Annotated in this window: 1 protein-coding gene; it reads right to left on the bottom strand. The window is 44.9% G+C overall.

All coding sequences use genetic code 11. The features are described 5' to 3' along the window. Positions 1 to 623: 623 nt before the first annotated feature. Entirely contained in the window at positions 624 to 2072 is a 1449-nt protein-coding gene (locus tag QTO00_RS18780; protein ID WP_038209039.1) for a YfcC family protein, read from the bottom strand. Positions 2073 to 2080 lie beyond the last annotated feature (8 nt).

Genomic DNA, 2080 nt, shown 5'->3' with positions numbered 1-2080 from the left:
TATCTATGCAGTTGTTATTGCCCTGTGATACCCCTAAAAAGCCGCTATGTTTGGAACTTTATGCACGGAAATGTACAAATCGTTAGATAAATATTAAATACGAGGAAAACTATGCAGTGCAAAATTAATGACAATTAGTAGAATAAAGCGGAAATATGCATTAGTTCTTTCTAGATAGTTGCTTTTTAAGGTTGGTTTAATCGTTTTATAACAAAATGTTTGATGATATTTGTCGAGCCGATCACATAACAATTATTGTGTGTTTTAAATTTCAATTAGATTTATTAGTAAATAAAAGTTATAGCTTGGAATAGTTTTTCTAATATATATGAAAATAGAGAACGGAATTCGTCCTATGGAAAGCTGGATCGATACGCTACGGGAACGGGCTTCGCCCTATGGGAGGTAGGAGCTACGCTGCTGGATAACTGTATCTGGCTTGCCCTATTGGAAGGCTAGGAAAGGTGTTAGCAATTAAGTATATCAGTCTAGTGCACCGTAGAACGCAGTTCGTTCCCAAATCCATCTTCCGTAACGAAGTGTTCCTAAAAAGAAAAGCCACCCGGAGGTGGCTTTGAGAGTGGCTCACTTCCTGTAAGCCTTAAGGAAAAGAAATCTATTGGTTAGATGATTGCACCAATACTTAGTACAACCACACAGAACAGTGTCAAGATTGCTAGTAGTGGAGCGACCCATTTAACCCAGCGTACGTATGGGACACGAGCGATAGCAAGACCACCCATAACGACCGCTGATGTTGGTGTAATCAGGTTAACCAAGCCAGAAGCTGATTGGTATGCTGTGATGACTAGGTCACGACCAACACCAGCGAAGTCAGCAAGCGGTGCCATGATTGGCATAGTTAGTACCGCTAGACCGGATGTTGAAGGTACTAGGAATGATAGAAGAATCTCTAAGAAGAACATCACGTTAATGAATACGACTGACGATAACCCCGTTACCATTTGTTCAGCTGAGAACAAGATGGTGTCAGTGATCATACCTCGGTCCATCACAACGACGATACCGCGTGCAATACCGATGATTAGGGCAACACCGAGTAGGTCGCGAGCGCCATCGATGAAACTGCTAGTGAACTCTTCTTCGCTCATGCGAGCCACGATACCAACGATAATGGTTGCTGCTAGGAACATTGCTGAGATCTCAGCCATCCACCATCCTGCGATGGATACACCGTAAATCATTACTGCGAATGAACCGCCGAAGATAGCTAAAATTGCTTTGCGAGTTGCAGTGAACTCAAGGCCTTCCTCTGATTGGTTGCCCAAGAAGTGTGCTTTGTTCTCTTCGTATTTGTCGTAAACGATAGACTTAGATTGGTCTTGACGAACCATGCGAGCATAGCGCATTACGTAAGCAACACAGATAGCCCAACCAGCCACTAGCATTACTAGGCGAAGCATGATGCCTTCTGTGAATGGAATGCCAGAAGCGTTTGCAGCGATGACGGTTGCGAATGGGTTGATAGTTGAACCCAAACAACCGATACCAGCACCAAGTAGTACAGTTGCAGCTGCGACTACAGGGTCAAAGCGTGCCGCCATCATTACCGGAACCAGTAGAGTGTAGAATGGTAGAGACTCTTCCGCCATACCATAGACAGTGCCGCCTGCTGCAAACAGCGCCATCAGTATTGGAATCATCATCTCTTCTCGCCCTTCAAGGCGATGGGTTACACGCTCAATACCTGCATCGATAGCACCAGTCTTGGTTACCAGACCCAAGAAACCACCGATAACAAGGATAAACAGAGAAACGTCGATAGCCGCCGCTTCATAGCTATTGTGGTCATAGAAACCATCAATTGGAGCAAGCAGAACATCTATAACGCCTTGAGGATTACCCTCAACGGCTTGATAGGTTCCGGTTACTGGAACTTCGCGGCCCAAATCATCGTTCATCACGCGGTCGTATTGGCCTGCTGGAACTATCCAGGTCAGCATCGCAACCAATGCGATCAGAACGAAAAGAATGGTGTATGCGGATGGGAATTTAAAGTTGGCAAAGAAGCCGCCTTTTTTTTCTTCGGTCGGTACAGTTTGGGTAGTCATGGCTATCT

It is taken from the genome of Vibrio sp. M260118 (assembly GCF_036533755.1).
GTDB lineage: Bacteria > Pseudomonadota > Gammaproteobacteria > Enterobacterales > Vibrionaceae > Vibrio.
This window is presented reverse-complemented; position numbering and strand designations above follow the sequence as displayed.

What these genes read in the sequence shown, in the direction of transcription:
- QTO00_RS18780 (WP_038209039.1), bottom strand. Translation starts at nt 2,072, where the DNA reads ATGACTACCCAAACTGTACCGACCGAAGAAAAAAAAGGCGGCTTCTTT.